At 74.9% G+C, this 13,906-nt stretch carries 12 protein-coding genes; 9 read left to right on the forward strand and 3 right to left on the reverse strand.

Translation table 11 applies throughout. The features are described from left to right. The 5 genes from ADJ73_RS13790 to ADJ73_RS13810 are packed head-to-tail and all read left to right on the forward strand — an operon-like array spanning nucleotide 1 to nucleotide 4,982. Nucleotides 1-1,212: an energy-coupling factor transporter transmembrane component T gene (locus ADJ73_RS13790; protein WP_253272591.1), complete on the forward strand. Its 1,212-nt coding sequence runs from the start codon at nucleotides 1-3 to the stop codon at nucleotides 1,210-1,212. Beyond that, entirely contained in the window at nucleotides 1,209-2,849 is a 1,641-nt protein-coding gene (locus ADJ73_RS13795) for an ABC transporter ATP-binding protein (protein WP_050348746.1), read from the forward strand. Before ADJ73_RS13790 ends, ADJ73_RS13795 begins: the two co-directional genes overlap by 4 nt. Then, entirely contained in the window at nucleotides 2,846-3,658 is an 813-nt protein-coding gene (locus ADJ73_RS13800) for an ECF transporter S component (protein ID WP_050348747.1), read from the forward strand. The genes ADJ73_RS13795 and ADJ73_RS13800 overlap by 4 nt, the downstream gene beginning before the upstream one ends. Then, nucleotides 3,655-4,200, forward strand: a complete 546-nt coding sequence (gene cobU / locus ADJ73_RS13805) for a bifunctional adenosylcobinamide kinase/adenosylcobinamide-phosphate guanylyltransferase (protein WP_050348748.1) — start codon at nucleotides 3,655-3,657, stop codon at nucleotides 4,198-4,200. Before ADJ73_RS13800 ends, cobU begins: the two co-directional genes overlap by 4 nt. After that, nucleotides 4,197-4,982, forward strand: a complete 786-nt coding sequence (locus ADJ73_RS13810) for an adenosylcobinamide-GDP ribazoletransferase (protein ID WP_050348749.1) — start codon at nucleotides 4,197-4,199, stop codon at nucleotides 4,980-4,982. Before cobU ends, ADJ73_RS13810 begins: the two co-directional genes overlap by 4 nt. Here ADJ73_RS13810 and ADJ73_RS13815 read toward each other — a convergent pair. Both ADJ73_RS13815 and gcvT read right to left on the reverse strand, forming a co-directional pair. Next, entirely contained in the window at nucleotides 4,945-5,868 is a 924-nt protein-coding gene (locus ADJ73_RS13815; protein WP_050348750.1) for a DMT family transporter, read from the reverse strand. The two genes, ADJ73_RS13810 and ADJ73_RS13815, sit on opposite strands and share 38 nt — an antisense overlap. A gap of 115 nt (nucleotides 5,869-5,983) precedes the next feature. Then, the gene (gcvT, locus tag ADJ73_RS13820; RefSeq protein WP_050348751.1) at nucleotides 5,984-7,093 is read right to left on the reverse strand and encodes a glycine cleavage system aminomethyltransferase GcvT; all 1,110 of its coding nucleotides are present in this window, start codon (nucleotides 7,091-7,093) and stop codon (nucleotides 5,984-5,986) included. Between the two features lie 122 nt (nucleotides 7,094-7,215). On the opposite strand from gcvT, the gene ADJ73_RS13825 reads away from it, so the two are divergent. From ADJ73_RS13825 to ADJ73_RS13840, 4 genes are all read left to right on the forward strand, one after another. Beyond that, nucleotides 7,216-8,727, forward strand: coding sequence for a leucyl aminopeptidase (locus tag ADJ73_RS13825; protein WP_050348752.1), 1,512 nt, complete (start codon nucleotides 7,216-7,218; stop codon nucleotides 8,725-8,727). Nucleotides 8,728-8,999: 272 nt separating this feature from the next. Further along, complete coding sequence (gene lpdA, locus ADJ73_RS13830) at nucleotides 9,000-10,370, forward strand: dihydrolipoyl dehydrogenase (RefSeq protein WP_050348753.1); 1,371 nt, start codon at nucleotides 9,000-9,002, stop codon at nucleotides 10,368-10,370. 109 nt (nucleotides 10,371-10,479) lie between these two features. Continuing rightward, the gene (gene sucB / locus ADJ73_RS13835; protein ID WP_050348754.1) at nucleotides 10,480-12,387 is read left to right on the forward strand and encodes a 2-oxoglutarate dehydrogenase, E2 component, dihydrolipoamide succinyltransferase; all 1,908 of its coding nucleotides are present in this window, start codon (nucleotides 10,480-10,482) and stop codon (nucleotides 12,385-12,387) included. Between the two features lie 93 nt (nucleotides 12,388-12,480). Continuing rightward, the gene (locus ADJ73_RS13840; protein ID WP_082177011.1) at nucleotides 12,481-13,494 is read left to right on the forward strand and encodes a TIGR01777 family oxidoreductase; all 1,014 of its coding nucleotides are present in this window, start codon (nucleotides 12,481-12,483) and stop codon (nucleotides 13,492-13,494) included. On the opposite strand, the gene ADJ73_RS13845 is transcribed toward ADJ73_RS13840, so the two are convergent. Continuing rightward, complete coding sequence (locus ADJ73_RS13845) at nucleotides 13,460-13,810, reverse strand: hypothetical protein (RefSeq protein WP_050348755.1); 351 nt, start codon at nucleotides 13,808-13,810, stop codon at nucleotides 13,460-13,462. The two genes, ADJ73_RS13840 and ADJ73_RS13845, sit on opposite strands and share 35 nt — an antisense overlap. Nucleotides 13,811-13,906 lie beyond the last annotated feature (96 nt).

Raw genomic sequence — 13,906 nt, forward strand, 5'->3', positions numbered from 1 at the left:
GTGTCCCGGCCCTCCGGGACGTGGCGGGTCCCGCGCCGGCTGCACCCCATGGCCTGGTGGCTGTGGGCGCTCGGCCTCGCCGCCGCGGCGTCCCGGACGGACAACCCGCTCGTGCTGCTGGCGATCGTCGCCGTGGCCGTGCTGGTCGTGGCGCTGCGCGAGGACCCGCACGCCGACGCACCGCTCGGCTTCTTCGTCACGCTCGGCCTGGTCGCCTTGGCGCTGCGGGTCGGCCTGGGCGTCGTGCTCGGGGGTGGCGTCGCGGGGCCCACGGTGCTGGTGACCCTGCCGCGGGTGCCGCTGCCCGAGGCCGCGGGCAGCGTCCGGCTCGGCGGACCGGTGTCGCTCGAGGGGATCCTCGCCTCGCTGTGGCAGGGGCTGCAGCTCGCGACCATGCTCGTCGCCATCGGCGCGGCCAACGCGCTGGCGTCCCCGCGACGGCTGCTGCGCCACGTCCCGGCGACGTTGTACGACGTGGGCACCGCCGTGGTCGTCGCGCTGTCCTTCGCACCGCGCATGGTCGTCGACGCCCGCGCCGTCCGGGCCGCCCGCCGCCTGCGGGGGCACGACGGGCGCGGCCTGCGCGAGCTGTCCCGCACCGTCGTCCCCGTGCTGGAGGCCGCCTTCGACCGGTCCCTCGACCTCGCCGCCTCGATGGAGGCGCGCGGCTACGGGCGCCACGCGCTCGGGGCCACCCGACGCCGCCGGGCCGCCGGCGCGGTGACGGTGCTCGGCCTGATCGGCCTGGTCGGGGGCCTCTACGCGCTGCTGGACGGGTCGGTCGCCTCGGCATACGGCTGGCCGCTGCTTGCCGCCGGGGTGCTCCTGTCGGGCACCACGCTGTGGCTGGGCGCGCAGACCGACACCCGCACCCGCTACCGCCGCGACCGGTGGGGCTGGGCGGAGTGGGCCGTCACCGCGGCCGGGCTCGCCCCCGCGGTGGTCCTGGCGGTGCTGGCCGCCACGGGTGCTGCCGGCCTGGCCATGCCGACCGTGCCGCTCGCCCCGCCGCCGCTGGTGCCCGCCGCACTACTGGCAGTGCTGGTGGCCGCCGGCGCCGGCGTCGCGGCGCCCCCGCTGCCGGCCAGCCACGCCCCCGGCGGCACCCGTACCGGCCACCACCCCGCGGACGAGGCGCTCGGGTCGCCGACCGACCGGCCGCAGGCACCGGCGGACACCCCCGACCGCCCCCGCACCGAGGTCGCCGCATGATCGACGTCGACCGGTGGAGCGTGCGCTACGACGAGGCGTCCGGGCCCGCCCTGGACGCCGTGGACCTGCACGTCGACGAGGGCGAGCTGGTGCTGGTCGTCGGCGAGACCGGCTCGGGCAAGTCGACGCTGCTGCGCAGCCTGGACGGGCTCGTGCCCCACTTCAGCGGCGGCACCGTCTCCGGCAGGGTCCGGGTCGCCGGCCGCGACACCCGCACCCACCGGCCCCGGGACCTCGCCGACGTCGTCGGCATGGTGGTGCAGGACCCCGCCGCGTCCTTCGTCACCGACACCGTCGAGGACGAGCTCGCCTACGGCATGGAGGCCATCGGGCTGTCCCCCACCGCGATGCGCCGCCGGGTCGAGGAGACGCTTGACCTGCTCGGCCTCGCCGAGCTGCGCGGCCGTGGGCTGCGCACGCTGTCCGGCGGGCAGCAGCAGCGCGTCGCGATCGGGGCGGTCCTCGCGGCCGGCCCGCAGGTGCTGGTCCTGGACGAACCCACCTCCGCCCTGGACCCCGTCGCCGCCGAGGACGTCCTGTCCTCCGTCACCCGGCTGGTCCACGACCTGGGCCTGACCGTCGTGCTCGCCGAGCACCGGCTCGAGCGCGTGGTGCACCACGCCGACGGCATCGTGGTCGTCGCCGACGGCCGCAGCAGCGACGTCCTCGCGCCGGCCGCCGCGATGCTCCGCTCCCCCGTGCACCCCCCGGTCGTCGGCCTCGGGCGTGCCCTCGGCTGGTCCCCCCTGCCGCTGTCCGTGCGGGACGCCCGCCGCGCGGTCCGCCCGGTGCGGGACCGCATCGGCGCCGCCACCCGCGGGGGGCACGCGCCCCGCCCCACCGGGGAGACCCGGCTCGGGGTCCAGGGGCTCGCCGTCGTCCGGGGCGGCCGCGCGGTGCTCGCCGGCGTCGACCTCACCGCCCGGGCCGGCGAGGTGGTCGCGCTCATGGGGCGCAACGGCGTCGGCAAGTCCACCCTGCTGCGCGTCCTCACCGGCACGCTGCGCCCGGGGCGGGGACGGGTGAGCGTGGCCGGCGTCGACCCCCGCCGCTGCCGGGCCCGCGAGCTCGTCCGCCACGTCGGCCTCGTCCCCCAGGACGCCGCGACGCTGCTGCACGCGGACACCGTGGCACGCGAGTGCCGCGAGGCCGACGCCGACTTCGGGGCGACCCCGGGCACCTGCCGAGCCCTGGCCTCGCGGCTGCTCGGCCCGACCGAGCCGCCCGGCCTCGACGACCGCCACCCGCGCGACCTGTCCGAGGGGCAGCGGCTGCTCCTCGCCCTCGCCGTCGTCCTCACCGCCGCGCCGCCCGTGGTGCTGCTCGACGAGCCGACCCGCGGGCTGGACTACACCGCCAAGGCCCGCCTGACCGCCGTCCTCGACGAGCTGGCGCGCGAGGGCCACTGCGTGCTGCTCGCGACCCACGACGTCGAGCTGGCCGCCGACGTCGCCGACCGGGTCGTCGTGCTCGCCGAGGGCGAGGTCGTCGCGGACGGCCCCGCCGACGAGATCCTCTCGGCCTCCACCGCCTTCGCGCCCCAGGTCGCCAAGGTGCTGCACCCCCTGCCGATCCTGACCGTGCCCGCCGCGGTCGACGCGGCGGTGCGGGCGGGCGTCATACGGGCGGGGTCGTGACGGTCCGGCTGCGGGTGGTGCCCGCCCTCACCCTGCTGCTCGTGAGCGTGGTCTGCGCCGCGGCGTTCCTGTGGCCCTTCGTGACGACCTCGCCCGCGGTGCTGGCGCACGCCCACGACGCGCCGTGGGTCTTCGCGGCGCTGCTGGGGCTGCTGGCGCTCGTGTGCCTCGCGGAGGTCACCTCCGAGGGGCTCGACGCCAAGACCGTCGCCGTGATGGGGGTGCTGTGCGCCGCCGGCGGCGGGCTGCGGGTGCTCTCCGCAGGCACCGCCGGCCTCGAGCCGATGTTCTTCCTGCTGGTGCTGGCCGGCGCGGTCCTGGGTCCCGCTCCCGGTTTCGTGGTCGGGGCGTTGTCGCTGCTCACGGGCGCGCTGCTCACAGGCGCGATCGGGCCGTGGGTGCCCTTCCAGATGATCGCGTGCGGCTGGGTCGCGCTCGTCGCCGGGCTGCTCCCGATCGCCCGGCTGGGGGTCCGGGCGCGGTGCGCCGTGCTCGGTCTCTACGGCCTGGTGGCCGGCCTCGCCTACGGTCTCGTCATGAACCTCTGGTTCTGGCCCTTCCTCGCCACCACCCTCGCGCCCCAGGGCGCCGGCTTCGTACCCGGCGCCGACGTGGCCACCAACGTCTCGCACTACCTCACGTTCTACGTCCTCACCTCGCTCGGCTGGGACGTGCCCCGCGGCGTGCTCACGGCCGTGCTGGTGTGGCTCGCGGGACCCGCGACCGACCGGGTGCTGCGCCGGGCGGTCCGCCGGGCCCGGTTCGACGCGACCGCGACCTTCCTCCCCGACCCCCAGGAGCCCCGATGATCACGCTCGTCACCGGCGGGGTGCGCAGCGGCAAGAGCCGGTATGCCGAGAGCCTCGTCCCCGCCACCGGGCCCGCGGTCTACGTCGCGCCGGGCCCGGCGCCCGGTGACGGCGACCCGGAGTGGGCCCACCGGGTCGCCGCCCATCAGGCGCGCCGGCCCGCAACCTGGACCACCGTCGAGACCGCCGACCTCGCCCCGGTGGTGGCCACAGCCACCACCCCGGTGCTGGTCGACTGCCTGGGCACGTGGGTGTCCCGCGTCGTCGACGACGCGGTGGCCTGGGACGACCCTGCGGCGGCGGCCGCCGCCGTGGCCGACGCCCGGTCCCGCCTGGTGTCCGCGCTGGCCACCGCGCCTGGCGACGTGGTGCTGGTGACCAACGAGGTCGGGTGGGGGGTCGTGCCGGAGCACGCCTCGGGGCGGATGTTCCGGGACGAGCTGGGGCGGGTCAACGCCGAGGTCTCCGCGGTCGCCGACCGGGTGGCCCTGGTGGTCGCCGGGCGGGTGCTGGACCTGTCCGGCGCGCCGGTGGTGCCGTGACCGGCCCGGCCCGCGCCGGGCGCTGGGCCGACGGGTTGCGTCTGGCCTGGGGCACGCTGTCAGCCGTCCCGGTGCCCCCGCCCCGCAGGGTGGACCGGCCGGTCGCCGGGGCCGCGATGCTCCTGGCGCCCCTGGCCGCGCTGCCCCTGGTGGCGGCGTGGGTCGGGTGGGCGCTGCTCGCCCGGTGGGCCGGCTCTCCTCCCCTGGTCACCGGCGGGGTCGCGGTGGCGCTGGGGGTGCTGCTGACCCGGGCGATGCACCAGGACGGCCTCGCCGACTACTCCGACGGCCTGTCGGCCAGCTATGACCGCGAGCGGGCCCTCGCCGTCATGAAGACCGGCGACGTGGGCCCGTCCGGAGCCACCGCCATCGCACTGTCGCTGCTGGTCCAGGCGGCCTGCCTGGGCGCCCTCGCCCCGGCACCAGGTGGGATCACCCTCGGCGCGGTCGCCCTGGTGACCAGCCGGCACGTCCTCGCGTGGGCGTGCCTGCGCGGGGTGCCGAGCGCTCGCCCGAGCGGCCTCGGGGACATGGTGGCGGGCAGCGTCGCGCGGTGGCAGGCCCTGACCGCGCTCGCCGTGGTCGCGGGCGTGACGGTGGTGGCGGCCGGGCCGAGCGCCTTGTGGGCCGGGCTCGCCTGCGTGGCAGCGGGACTCGTGGGCTGCTGGCTGGTGGTGGAGCGCGCGGTGCGGCGCCTCGGGGGCATCACCGGCGACGTGCTCGGCGCCGCGATCGAGGTGTCCCTCAGCCTCGCGCTCGTGGCGGCGAGCCTGCTGCGCTGACCTCCGGCGGGACCTCCCCGCGGCGCTGCTGACCGGCGTGCGCCAGGACCGCGACCGCCGCCCCGGCCAGCACCGTGGCGGCCCCCAGCCACTGCCACCCGGTCATGGCCGCCCCCAGCAGCGCCGCCGAGCCCACCACCGAGACGATCGGCTCGACCGTCGACACGATCGACGCCTGGGTCGCGCCGACGGCGGCCACGCCCGCGAAGAACGTCGCGATCGCCAGCGCCCCGCCCACCAGACCGACACCCGCCACCGCCGCGGGGGCGAGCAGCGCCCGGCCCGGGGCGAGGGTGCCGAGCGCAGCCGTCGCCACCACGATGAAGCCCGTCGCGAGGGTGCACACCCAGGCGCTCGCCAGCAGCGGCGGGACCGTCGCGCCCAGGTGGTCGGTGAGCAGCACGTATGCCGTGTAGCACGCCGCCGTGGCCACGCCCGCGAGCACCCCCGACGTGGTGCCGGCCCCGGTCACCCGCCCGAGCGCGAGCCCGATCCCGGCGAAGGACAGCACCAGAGAGAGGACCACCGCGCGGGACGGCACGGCCCGGGCGGCCAGGGCGGTGATCAGGGCCACCAGGCAGGGGTAGAGGTAGAGCAGCAGCGCCGCGAGCCCGGCCGTGAGCTGCTGCACCGCGTAGAAGTACGTGGCCGCCTGCAGGAAGTAGGCGAACCCGGCGGCGGCGAGGCCGGCCAGGGTGCGCCCCGGGAGCCGCCGCACCAGACCGCGCCCCAGGCACAGGGCCCACAGCACGACCGCGGCGATCGCGAACCGGTAGAGCAGCACCGTGGACACGTCCACGCCGCTGCGGTAGGCGACCGTCGCGAGCAGCGGGGTGATCCCGAACCCGACGGCCGACGCCAGCACCAGCAGATATCCACGCAGCACGGGGCCACGCTAGCGGGGAGCACGACGGAGCGGCGGGGATGGCCACGCGCCCGGCCCGTCGGCATACGACCGGCCCGGCGCGAGGTGGCTCGCCCCGCAGGGGGCGACCCGGCGATCAGCTCGCGGCACCACCCTGGACGAAGGGCGGCTTCGTGACCACGGCGGCGACCTCGCGGCCGCGCACGTCCACGACGACCTCGTCGCCCTCCTTGGCGCCCCGGTCGAGCAGGCACAGCGCGATGCCCTGCTTGAGGGTGGGCGACATGGTCCCGGAGGTGACGACGCCGATCTCGCGGCCCTCGGCGTCCTTGACGACGCAGTCCTTGCGGGGGATGCCCCGGCCGGTGACCTTCAGGCCCCAGGACAGGCGGCAGTCCTTGGCGGCCTTCTGCGCCTCCAGGACCTCCTTGCCCCAGAACGCGTCCTTGCCCCAGCCGACGGCCCAGCCGGCGCGCGCCATGTTGGGGGTGATGTCCATCGACAGCTCGTGACCGTGCAGCGCGTAGCCCATCTCGGTGCGCAGCGTGTCGCGCGCGCCCAGGCCGCACGGCAGCCCGTCGTGCGGCGCCATCGCCTCGACCAGGGCGTCCCACAGGGCCGGGGTGTTGTCCCAGGTCGGCAGCAGCTCGTAGCCCTTCTCGCCGGTGTAGCCGGTGCGGCACACGATGACGGGACGGCCGTTCCACTCCGCCTCGGCGAAGGACATGTACTCCAGGTCGGTGGGCAGGCCCAGGGCGGTGACCACGTCCTCGGCGCGGGGCCCCTGCACGGCGATCACGCCATACTCCTCGTGCAGGTTGGTCAGCTCCAGACCCTCGGGCAGCTTGTCGCGCATCCGGCGCACGACCTCGGTCGTGTTGGCAGCGTTGGGGATGAGGAAGACCTCGTCGTCGCTCTTGACGTACTGGATCAGGTCGTCGACGACGCCGCCGGTCTGCTCGTCGCAGCACATGGTGTACTGCGCCTTGGGCGGCTCGACCTTGCGCAGGTCGTTGGTGAAGCAGGAGTTGACGAAGTCGGCGGCGCCCTCGCCGACGACCCTCGCCTTGCCCAGGTGGGACACGTCGAAGATGCCGACGCGCTCGCGCACCGCGGTGTGCTCGCGGATCACGCCGCCGCCGGGGTACTCGATCGGCATCTCCCAGCCGCCGAAGTCGGCCATCTTGGCGCCGAGCGCGACGTGCCTCTCGTGGAGGGGGGACTTCTTCAGTGAAGTTTCCGTCATGGCGCCGACCTTACAAGCCTGGCCGCCCACCCGGCGCGGGGGGAGGTAGGTTGGCCCGACGACGTCACGCCGGGCGTGACGTCGTCGCCATCGACCACACAGCTACATCGCTAGGAGCCGTCGTGACCTCGCTCGCCGTCACCGCTCGCTCCGTCGCTGATCTCTCCGCGGACGTCGTCGTCCTCGGTGCCTTCAGCGGCGGCGACGCCCCCACCCTCGCCGTGGACCTCCCCGCCGCGGCCCTCGACCACCTCACGACGGCGCTGTCCGCCCTGGGGTTCACCGCCGCCGCCGAGTCCTCGGTCGTCCTGGTCGCCGTGCCGGGCCTCGACGCCCGCCGCGTCGTCGTGGTCGGCCTGGGCGCGCGCCCGGAGAAGAAGAAGGCGCTGGACGCGGCCGTGCTGCGCCGCAGCGTCGGCGCGGCCCTGCGCTCGATCATCGACGCCGAGCGCGTCGCGGTCGCCCTGCCCGTGCCGAGCGCGGACCACGTCGCCGCGGTCGCCGAGGGCGCAGCGCTCGGCGCCTACCGGTTCACGGCGCAGCGCGGCACCAGCGACGCCCCGACCGTCGTCGACACCATCACGATCGTCAGCGAGCGAGGCCGCGACTCGGCCGTCAAGGCCGCCGTGAGCCGCGCGTCGGCCGTCGCGCAGGCCGTCGGCTACGCCCGCGACCTGGTCAACACCGCCCCCAACCTGCTCTACCCGCAGACCTTCGCTGACTCCGTCAAGCAGCGCGCCGCGGGCACCAAGGTCAAGGTCGCGGTCCTCGACGAGAAGGCGCTCGTCAAGGGCGGGTTCGGCGGGATCGTGGGTGTCGGCCAGGGGTCGGTCCACCCGCCCCGCATCGTGTCGCTCTCCTACGCCCCCGCCGGCAAGAAGAGCAAGCTCCCCCACCTCGCGCTGGTGGGCAAGGGCATGACCTTCGACTCCGGCGGCCTGGACATCAAACCGGCCAACCACATGGCCAACATGAAGTCCGACATGGCCGGGGCCGCCGCCGTCGCCGGGGCCGTCCTCGCCATCGCCGAGCTCGGGTTGCCGATCCGCGTCACCGGCTGGCTCGGTCTCGCCGAGAACATGCCCTCGGGGTCGGCCCAGCGCGCCTCCGACGTCGTCACGATGCACAACGGCATGACCGTCGAGATCCTCAACACCGACGCCGAGGGCCGCATGGTGCTCGCCGACGTCATGACCCTCGCCGGCGAGGAGTCGCCCACCGCCATCGTCGACATCGCCACCCTGACCGGGGCCCAGGTCGTCGCGCTCGGCCTCGAGGTCGCGGCCGTCATGGGCAACGACGACGAGTTCCGCACCCGGGTGTGCTCGGCCGGGGACGACATGGGCGAGGACCTGTGGCCGATGCCGCTGCCGGCGGCCTACCGCAAGGGCCTGGACACCGAGGTCGCCGACATCGCGCACAAGGGCGGCCCGGCGGGCGGCATGCTGACCGCGGGCCTCTTCCTGCAGGAGTTCGTCCCGCAGGTGGACGGCGAGGCGATCCCGTGGGCGCACGTCGACATCGCCGGCCCCTCCTTCAACGAGCAGGGTCCCCGGGGGTTCACCCCCAAGGGCGGCACCGGCTTCGGCGTGGCCACCCTGGTGCGGCTGGCCGAGCTGCTGAGCCAGTCCTGACCCGTCCCTGAGCCCCAGGCTCTCCCGACGACTCCCGCCACGCTCGTGGCGGGCGTCGTCGTCCTCGGCCCGTATGCCGCTCCCCCGCCCGGCCTCGTCTCCGGCCCGTATGCCGCTCCCCCGCCCGGCCTCGTCCCGCCCGGCGGCCGGCCGGGGCGCCCCGGGTCCGCTTGCGCCTGGTCGCCGCGCGGATGAGAGGATGACGCCGGCCCGAGCCGCCACGAGCAGGCCCGGCGCCATACGGACCCGGCCGACACGCAAGGGAGCGCACCATGGCTGAGCAGGACACCTTCGACCTCGTCATCCTCGGCGGCGGCAGCGGCGGCTACGCGTGCGCGCTGCGGGCGGCCCAGCTGGGGCTGACCGTCGCGCTGGTCGAGAAGGGCAAGCTCGGCGGCACCTGCCTGCACCGTGGCTGCGTCCCCACCAAGGCGCTGCTGCACGCGGCCGAGGTCGCCGACAGCGCCCGCGAGAGCGAGAAGTTCGGGGTGCGGGCGACCTTCGAGGCGATCGACATGGCGGGGGTCCACAGCTACAAGGACGGCGTGGTCTCCCGGCTCCACAAGGGTCTGCAGGGGCTGGTCAAGGCCGCCCAGGTCACCTACGTCGAGGGCACCGGCCGCGTGGTCGCCAAGGACACCGTCGAGGTCGACGGCCGCCGGCTGGTGGGGCGCAACCTCGTGCTCGCGACGGGCTCCTACGCCCGCACCCTGCCGGGCCTGGAGATCGGGGGCCGGATCATGACGAGCGAGCAGGCGTTGCACCTCGAGCAGGTGCCCTCCCGCGTGGTCGTGCTCGGCGGCGGCGTCATCGGCGTCGAGTTCGCGTCGGTGTTCTGCAGCTTCGGCGCCGAGGTGACCGTGGTGGAGGCGCTGCCCCGGCTCGTCGCGGCCGAGGACGAGGCCGTCTCCAAGCAGCTGGAGCGGTCCTTCCGCAAGCGCAAGATCGGCGTGCAGACCGGCGTGCGCTTCGAGTCGGCCGCGCAGTCCGAGGACTCCGTCACCGTCACCCTCGAGGGCGGGGAGACCCTCGACGCCGACCTGCTGCTGGTGGCCGTGGGGCGCGGGCCGGCCACCGAGGGGCTGGGCTACGAGGAGATCGGGGTCGAGATGGATCGCGGCTTCGTGCTCGCCACCGACTGCCGCACCTCCGTGCCGGGGGTCTGGGCGGTCGGCGACATCGTCCCCGGTCTGCAGCTCGCGCACCGCGGCTTCGCCCAGGGCATCTACGTCGCGGAGGCCATCGCCGGGCAGGAGCCGGCATCCATCGACGAGAAGGGCATCCCCCGGGTCACCTACTGCGACCCCGAGATCGCGTCGGTCGGCTACACCGAGGCGCAGGCCCGGGAGGCCTTCGGCGAGATCGAGTGCTACGAGTACAACCTGGGCGGCAACGGCCGGTCCCAGATCCTCGGCACGAGCGGCTTCGTCAAGCTGGTGCGCCGCATCGACGGGCCCGTCGTCGGCATCCACATGGTCGGAGCGCGGATGGGCGAGCAGGTCGGCGAGGCGCAGCTCATCTACGGCTGGGAGGCCCTCCCCGAGGACGTCGCCCCGCTGATCCACGCCCACCCGACCCAGAACGAAGCGCTCGGCGAGGCACACCTCGCCCTCGCCGGCAAGCCCCTGCACGCCCACGCCTGACCGCGCTCCGAGGTGCGCGTCCGCGCGCTCGCCGCGCCCCGCACGACACCAGGTATCGCAGTAGGGTGGTCGACGAACGTCTACGGCTCACCGAAGGAGAAACTTCCACATGTCTGAACGCGTGACGATGCCCGCCCTTGGCGAGTCGGTGACCGAGGGCACCGTGACCCGCTGGCTCAAGTCCGTCGGTGACGCGGTGGAGGTGGACGAGCCGTTGCTCGAGGTGTCGACCGACAAGGTCGACACCGAGATCCCCTCGCCGGTGGCGGGGACGGTCCAGGAGATCCTCGTCGAGGAGGACGAGACCGTGCCCGTGGGCGCCGACCTCGCCGTGATCGGCGACGGTGACGCCCCGGCCAAGGACGACTCCTCGGGCGACGACGCCTCCGAGGACACCTCCGCCGCCGAGCAGGCCAAGCAGTCCGAGTCCTCGGAGCCGGAGACCGAGGAGACGGTCGAGGAGACCACCTCCGCCACCCCCTCGGACGAGAAGGAAGAGCCCAAGAAGTCCTCCGGCGACTCCGGCGGCAACGGCTCCTCGGGCGGCAGCGGCTCCTCGGGCGGCAGCGGCTCCTCGGGCGGGTCGGGTTCCGGTGGCGACCGGGTCACGATGCCGGCGCTCGGCGAGTCCGTGACCGAGGGCACCGTCACCCGCTGGCTCAAGGCCGAGGGCGACGAGGTCGAGGTCGACGAGCCGCTCCTCGAGGTCTCCACGGACAAGGTCGACACCGAGATCCCCTCCCCCTTCGCCGGGACGCTCACCACGATCCTGGTGCAGGAGGACGAGACGGCCGAGGTCGGCGCTGACCTCGCGATCATCGGTGGGGACGCGTCCGGCGGCGGCTCGCAGGACGACTCCGCTCAGGACGACTCCTCGCAGGACGAGCCCGAGCAGCCCGCCGAGGAGGAGCCGAAGCAGGAGGCTCCGAAGGAGGAGCCCAAGCAGGAGGCGAAGCAGGAAGCCCCCACGGAGGAGGCTCCCAAGCAGGAGGCTCCGAAGAAGGAGGCTCCCAAGGAGGACGCTCAGAAGGCCTCGGCGCCCCGCGCGGAGGGTGGCGAGTCGGACGCGTCCGCCTACGTCACTCCCCTGGTCCGCAAGCTCGCCGCCGACAACGGCGTGGACCTGTCCACGCTGACCGGCACCGGCGTGGGTGGCCGCATCCGCAAGCAGGACGTGCTCGACGCCGCCAAGAAGGCCTCCGAGCCCGCCGCCGCAGCCCCTGCCGCGACTCCGTCGGCTCCGTCGGCCGGCGCGCAGGCGCCGACGGCGGTCCCGACCCCGGACCCCGTGTCCGCCGAGAAGCGTGGCACCACCGAGAAGATGCCGCGCCTGCGCAAGGTCATCGCGCAGCGCATGGTGGAGTCGCTCGCGACCTCGGCCCAGCTGACCGCGGCCGTCGAGGTGGACATGACCCGGGTGGTGCGGCTGCGCGCCCGCGCCAAGGACGAGTTCCAGCAGCGCGAGGGCGTCAAGCTCACCTACCTGCCGTTCATCACGCTGGCGGCGATCGAGGCCCTCAAGGCGTTCCCGCAGCTCAACTCCAGCATCGACGGCGACTCGATCGTCTACCACGGCGCCGAGCACGTCGGCATCGCGGTGGACACCGAGCGGGGCCTGCTGGTCCCGGTGATCAAGGACGCCGGTGACCTCAACATCGCCGGTCTGTCCCGCAAGATCGCCGACCTCGCCGACCGCACCCGCACCAACAAGGTGGGTCCGGACGAGCTGGGTGGCGCGACCTTCACGATCACCAACATCGGGTCCAACGGCTCGCTGCTCGACACCCCCATCATCAACCAGCCCAACGTCGGCATCCTCGGCACGGGCGCCATCGTCAAGCGTCCCGCGGTCATCACCGACGCCGAGGGCAACGACGCGATCGCGATCCGCTCGATGATGTACCTCGTGCTCACCTACGACCACCGCGCGGTCGACGGTGCGCTCGCGGGCAAGTTCCTCTCGGCGCTCAAGGCGCGCCTGGAGGAGGGCCGCTTCGAGTCCTCGCTGGGGCTGTGACCTGACGGTTCACCCGTCGACGTGACCCGACCGGGCCGCGACCCCGCCGGGGGTCGCGGCCCGTGCTCCTTCTCCCCCTCCCAGGAGGCCCGTATGCCGCCCGCCACCGCTCGCCGCATCGCCGTCACCGGCGCCTCGGGGCTGATCGGCACCGAGCTCGTCCAGGCCCTGCGTGCCCGGGGCGACGAGGTCCTCCGCCTCGTGCGTCGCGACCCCACCGCCCCGGACGAGAGGCGGTGGGACCCGGTGGCCCGCGTCGTGGACCCGGGTCTCGGCGCGGTCGACGCGGTGGTCAACCTCGCCGGCGCCCCCGTCGGTCGGCGCTGGACCGCGTCCTACCGGCGCGAGCTCCTGGACAGCCGGGTGACCGCGACGCGGACGGCGGCGGCGCTGGTCGCGAGGCAGGACCGGCCGTGCGTCCTGCTCAACGCCTCGGGGGTCGGCTACTACGGCAGCGACCGGGGCGAGGAGCTGCTGACGGAGGCGAGCTCGCCCGGCACGACCTTCCTGGCCGACGTGGTCCAGCAGTGGGAGGCGGCGACCGAGGCTGCGGCGGATGCCGGGCAGCGGGTCGTGCTCGCCCGCACCGGGCTCGTGCTGTCGCGCCGGGGTGGTGCCCTCGGGCCGATGCTGCCGCTGGCCCGGCTCGGGCTCGCGGGTCCGCTCGGGGACGGGCGCCAGTGGTGGCCGTGGATCGGGATGGCCGACGAGGTGTCGGCGCTGCTGCACCTGCTGGACCACGAGGTGTCCGGACCGGTCAACCTGGTGGCACCGGGCCGGGCGAGGCAGGCGGAGGTCGTGCGGGTGGTCGCCCGGGCCCTGCGCAGGCCGGCGGTGCTGCCTGCTCCGGCGGTCGCGGTGCGGCTCGCGCTGGGCGGTCTGGCCGACGACGTCCTGGGCAGCCAGCAGGTCGTGCCGACGGCCCTGGAGCAGAGCGGCTACTCGTGGATCCAGCCGCGGCTGCGCGACGCGGTGGCCGCGGTCGTCGGGCCGTGGGAGTCGCTGGCGTGGGAGTCCACGCCGTCTGGGTCGCTGCCGTCCGAGTCGCTGCCGTCTGAGTCGGTGCCGGAGATCAGGCCCGACGGCCCGCGGTCGAGGACGCCGTGAGGACGGCCACCAGGCACAGGCCCGCAAGGCTGATCATCGCCATGATCAGCATCCCCACGAGGTAGAGCCCGGTCTCGTCCCCGTGGGCAAGCGCCGTCCACGCGGCCGTCGCGCCGAGCGCCATGGGCACCGCCACGGTGCGCACGGCCACCCCGGCGCGGCGCTGCCACGACGCGAGGACGGTCACGGTGACGACGGTGGCGCCGCAGCCCAGGACCTGCCAGGCGGGGACCGTGCCCGCCCGCATCCCTCCGGACAACCACACCACCACGGCTAGCGCCCCGATCATGACGGCGGCAACGGCACGGACCCTCATGCGCACTCCTTGCTCGGCGGTCCTGCCAGCGTAGGAAGCGACACGACCCACGGCCTGAGCACATGTGCCCAGACGACCGCCTGGCCGGCGCTCACC

Source organism: Arsenicicoccus sp. oral taxon 190, assembly GCF_001189535.1.
Lineage (GTDB): Bacteria > Actinomycetota > Actinomycetes > Actinomycetales > Dermatophilaceae > Arsenicicoccus.

Bases quoted from the DNA above. Each gene is read 5' to 3' on its own strand.
- lpdA (WP_050348753.1), top strand. From the start codon at position 9,000: ATGGCTGAGCAGGACACCTTCGACCTCGTCATCCTCGGCGGCGGCAGC.
- ADJ73_RS13845 (WP_050348755.1), bottom strand. From the start codon at position 13,810: ATGAGGGTCCGTGCCGTTGCCGCCGTCATGATCGGGGCGCTAGCCGTG.
- ADJ73_RS13840 (WP_082177011.1), top strand. From the start codon at position 12,481: ATGCCGCCCGCCACCGCTCGCCGCATCGCCGTCACCGGCGCCTCGGGG.
- sucB (WP_050348754.1), top strand. From the start codon at position 10,480: ATGTCTGAACGCGTGACGATGCCCGCCCTTGGCGAGTCGGTGACCGAG.
- cobU (WP_050348748.1), top strand. From the start codon at position 3,655: ATGATCACGCTCGTCACCGGCGGGGTGCGCAGCGGCAAGAGCCGGTAT.
- gcvT (WP_050348751.1), bottom strand. From the start codon at position 7,093: ATGACGGAAACTTCACTGAAGAAGTCCCCCCTCCACGAGAGGCACGTC.
- ADJ73_RS13795 (WP_050348746.1), top strand. From the start codon at position 1,209: ATGATCGACGTCGACCGGTGGAGCGTGCGCTACGACGAGGCGTCCGGG.